This is a genomic window from Microcoleus sp. PH2017_12_PCY_D_A (assembly GCF_020738565.1).
Classification (GTDB): Bacteria; Cyanobacteriota; Cyanobacteriia; order Cyanobacteriales; family Microcoleaceae; genus Microcoleus.
In genome coordinates this window covers 1-4956 of the sequence record NZ_JAEQCI010000208.1, presented here as the reverse complement: position 1 = coordinate 4956, position 4956 = coordinate 1, and the positions used below count along the sequence as shown (strand labels likewise).

The window sequence follows — 4956 nt, the reverse complement described above, 5'->3', positions numbered from 1 at the left end:
GTCATTAGTCATTAGTCATTAGTCATTAGTCATTAGTCATTAGTCATTAGTCATTAGTCATTAGTCATTAGTCATTAGTCATTAGTCATTAGTCATTAGCTTACCAAAAAAACGATCGCGCCAACCGGCATAAGGTTAGGGCGATCGCGATACTATGAATCAGCATTTATATATCGGGTTCGGCGCGGAATTTTTACGCATTTTCACAGATTTTGTTACAAAACTTTACCGGGAGTTGCGTACAAATATCCAGAAATCGCGTTTCTGTACCTGATATCTCTTTTTTTTTACCGCAGAGGGCGCAGAGGGCACAGAGGAAGAGAAGAGAGAAAGAAGTTCACAACTGATTTTTGAAGGACTAAAGTCCTCACTACCAACCAAATTCACCACCTATTTAGCCAACAGTTTTTGAAACACCTCATACATATCTTGGGCTAACTGTTTAGGATTCCACAAAGGCGCAAGATTTTCAGGATGCTTAGACTTAATTAAATGCTCTTTCACCGCATTTCTGAAACCAGCATCGCGCCCAAACTTAACTCCCCACTGGGTGTATTCTTCCCAAGTCCAAGCTGCACCCACATCAACATTTGCACTTTTGAGAAAAGCATAACCCATCCGTGAAAGATATTGGTCGCCGGATCTAGTTACTACTGGTAAATTTGCCCACAAAGCCTCTAAATTGTGAGTACCGCCGTTGTAAGGATAGGAATCTAACAACACGTCGGCTACATAATAAATAGCGCGATGTTCTTCTTCACTTCTCGTTTGTCCGATAAACTTAATTCGTTCAAAATCTACTCCCTGAATATCGCATTCTTCGCGGTAAGTGCTGTGAATTATATCCGGATCGCCTTGACCTTTGCGAATCAACATACTATCTGGTACTTGCTTAAGTATTCTAACTTGAGCTTGCACCATTTCAGGATTAGTTTTTCTCCCAGGCGCGACACAGAGATAAGCCATTTGTTCCAAGCCAATTCCGAGGGCATTTCTAATCGCCTCTCTATTCACAGGAATGCTTTGCAGTTCGCCAATTGCTACGGAACAACTAGGCAATCTCACTAACTGTTCTAAGTAATTTTTTTCGACGCCTGGGGGGTGAGTGTGTTCGTCGCACAGAAAGTAGTGATTGTCCGAAATGTAGGGCGCGTCGAATCCCAACCAAGAAACGCAAATCCCCGCCGGATATGAGTGCAGAACTTCGACATTTGTCGGTACTGTCATGGAGTCTAAGTCTATTAATACATCCAAGTCGTCTTGGACTACTTCGGCGAAGATTTCGCCGCCGTCAGCAAAGCCGTTGGGATATTTTTTCGGCCAGTAAAACTTGCCGGCCATTTCTTCAAACCTCTGTGTAACTTCGTCTCGGTTGAGTTTACCTGTTACGTAAAGGTGAACGTGGGGTGTAATTCGGCTTAATTCGCGGATTAAGGCTTCGCTGCACCAACCTACTGAGTGGCGGCGGAAGTGTTTGGAAAGGAAGCCGATTTTTAAGGGCTGTTGTTTGGTTAAATAATTTGCGGATTTGATTCTGTTGCTTTGCTGCCGCTGCGGGACGGCTTTTTGATAGTATTCTTTGGCAATTAGTCGGTAGAAACTGGCATTTTTTTCGCGGTTGTCTCGGAGGTGGGAAACTGCAAATAGGAAAATTTCGTAAAGCAGTTTGAGTTCGATGACGCTAAAGGTTTCGACTTTTTCGTAGCAGAGTTTTTCGATTTCTTCGAGTTTCTCAATTGCCTGTTTGCTGACTCCTGATTGCAGGTAGGAAAAGACGTAGGCTGTGGCTGACATGACTGGGGCATTTTCGCCGCAAAATTCGCAGTATTTGTCGGCGACGCTGCGGGCTCTGGCGAGGTTGGTGGAGTGGCTTAGCAAGTCGCACAGTTGTTGGTGGGCTTCGCTGTATTTGGGGTTGCATTCGATCGCCTTTTCAAAATTTGCGATCGCCTCTAAGGGGTGATCTTGTTTGAGAATATGTCCCATGCGGCAGTAAACCTCTGCCCAATCCGGTTTTAAGACCAAAGCTTGCTGATAGCTGGCTAAAGCTTCTTCCAGCCGCCCCTGCATGGACAAACAACTGCCGATGTTAGCGTGAACTTCCGGCCAATCTGGCTTAATTTTTAGAGTATTTTGGTAGTTAGTAATGGCTGCTTCGTAGTTGTATTGCTGCATGAAAGAATTGGCTAAATTGAAGTGCAGCACTTCTAATTCCGGCTTTAAAGCTACGGCTTGCTGGTAAGCGACGATGGCGGCATCGAGATTTCCTTGCTGCGATCGCGCGCTGGCAATGTTACCGTAGGCTTCTGCCCAATCCGGTTTAATGGCGATCGCCTTTTGGTAGCTTTCGATGGCTTCGTCGCGCTTGCCTTGAGTGAAAAGTCGGTTTCCCAGGTTAAAGTGGAAGTCGGCGCCGACAAGCTGCGGGTTGAGTTCGGATGTTCTCTGAAAACAGGCGATCGCAGCTTCGATGTTGCCGTGTTTGTGATATACTTTGCCTAAATTCCAGTGAGCGCCCGCTAAATCGGGACTCAGGGCGATGGCTTGTTGGTAATGGGCGATCGCCTCGGACAAACGACCCATTTTGAAATACATACTGCCGATATTGGCGCGCACTTCCGCAAAATTTGGCTGCAATTCTAAGGCTTGAGAATACGATCGAATCGCAGCTTCCATTTTACCCACCGCTTGCAAAGCATTGCCTAAAGTTACGTAAGCGTGGGTGTAATCAGGTCTAATTTTGATCGCTTGGTGGCACGCTGCGATCGCCTCTTGAATTTTACCTTTAACTAAAAAGTTTTCTGCCAGTTTTTTGTACTGTTCTACTTCTTGAAAATTGGCAACTTGTGCGATATCTGGAACATTCAGCGAGGTAACTTGTTCGGAAACTTCGGCGGGGTTGGTAAACGGAGTATTTAAATTTTCAGGAGTTGGGGCGGGCGGCAAATTGATACTCGAAGGCTGCAATCCATAGCCTTCATCTTTATTGACAGATACTGGTTGTTGCTCTTCAGATTCTGTTTCTAATTCGAGAAATTTGCGATCGGTAGTTTCTTGCTGTTTTTGTGCGGTTAAACTGGATAATTTCTCAACAGCGCTAGCATTTCCCGGTTGCAGTTGCAGCACTTTTTGACAGCAAGCAATTGCCGCATCTAACTTTCCTTGCTGCTGCAAAACACTGGCTAGCATCAAATTCACCGAGCACAAACCGGGATTAATAGCAAGAGCTTTTTCGTAATAATTTGCAGCCTGTGCCAATTCCCCTAACTTGTAATACATACTGCCGAGATTCGCGCTGGCTTCTGCTAAATCCGGCTGAAGTTTTAAAGCTTGCAAATAAGCTGTAATTGCCATTTCTAGCTGGTTTTGACCGTGCAGGGCATTGCCCGCTGTCAGGTAAGCTGGAGCAAAATTCGGTTGGAATTTGATGGCGACGTTGCATTGGGCGATCGCGCGATCGAATTCTCCTTGCAAAACATAAACTTCCGCCAACTTTTTATGAACTTCCGCATCTTTGGGATTGCACTCTAAAGCTTTCTGATAATTCTCGATCGCGCCACCGAAATCTCCTGTATCTTTCAGGCGATTTCCCTTGACAAAATATGTTTGAGCTGATTCTAAATCCACCAAAAACTCTTGGATCATTTGCTCTGCCACTCTTACAGGTTTTACACTAATACTATTCAACCATTCTACCCACTCTCGGGCTCGCACAGACCAAGTACAGCCTCGATTAATATATTCTACCTGCTGTCTCAGATGAGTTTCAGCAATTGCACCGCCCGCACCCGCAAACTCTTTTAAAACTCCGACTGTCGCATCTAAAAACCGCCTTGTATATCCCTCCCAATCCGGTGTGCCTCCACGCTTCCAATCAGTTACCGATGCCAAATTTTCCACCCCTGACATGAAAACAAGACGCGCAAATCCGGCAGTTGTTTCCGGCAAAGCTGCCAAATCAGTCGTCACAATCCGGCAACCGCTGGCCATCGCCTCCATCACCGCAATAGATGACGTTTCCGAATAGGTATTCGGGTAAGCTAAAACCGCAACTGAACGCAGTTGCCGGACGAGTTCGGGTTGCGGTACAGAACCGACATACTCGACGCCTTCTATTCCCTGACACTCTTCGTAAAGTTCGCCAAAAAAAAGCTGGTTATCATTATCGTCTATTTGGTGTACTTTCATGCTATAAAATACTTTTAATCGAGTTCCTGGGACAGTTTGACGAATTTCGGGAAAAACTTTTAATAAAATATCGAGGCCGCGAAACGGAGTGCTGGTGTAAGCTAGAATTGGCGGTAGAGATTTTTGCGATCGGATGGAAATATTATCGGGTAAAATATTAGCAAAACAAGGTGCGATCGCATTTCTTAAAACACAACTGCGGTTTAAATCAATCGCAAAACGGCTGTGAAATTGATCGCGCTGCCACTCGCTGACAAAAACCAAAGCATCACAAGCATTAATTTCTTGCGGGTTATTGAAATCTTGGAGGAATACAAAGCCCGGTTCGTTATGAATCCACAAAATTAACTTAGTTTGATGCCCCAAAAGCGGCTTGATTTCCAGCGCTTTACCGACTATATTAACTACAACTAAAAAATCGAGCGATCGCAGTAATTCCAAATTAGCACCGTCCCCCACCCGCAACCGGCAATCAACACCGCGCGAGATCCCCGGTTGCGAAGTATTGTTGAGTAGAAATACCTGATTACCCTCGGCTGCCAGCGCCTCAGCCAAGTAACAAATAGCCGACTGAGTGCCGCCCAAAGGTTCGCGGTAAGGAGTTTCAATGTTGTAATCCCAAGTGTAGGTATCGAGAAATCCGATTTTCATTATGGCAATTATGCGCCGATTTGTGAATTAGATTGTTTTAACCACAGAGGGCGCAGAGGGCGCAGAGAAGAAAGAGAGAATATCCCACTTGAAACAATTCGTGAGTGCGGTCTTTTC

Annotated in this window: 1 protein-coding gene; it reads right to left on the bottom strand. The window is 45.3% G+C overall.

The genetic code is table 11. The features are described 5' to 3' along the window. Positions 1 to 390: 390 nt before the first annotated feature. Positions 391 to 4839, bottom strand: a complete 4449-nt coding sequence (locus JGK39_RS32465) for a tetratricopeptide repeat protein (protein WP_293298880.1) — start codon at positions 4837 to 4839, stop codon at positions 391 to 393. Positions 4840 to 4956 lie beyond the last annotated feature (117 nt).

What these genes read in the sequence shown, in the direction of transcription:
- JGK39_RS32465 (WP_293298880.1), bottom strand. Translation starts at nt 4,839, where the DNA reads ATGAAAATCGGATTTCTCGATACCTACACTTGGGATTACAACATTGAA.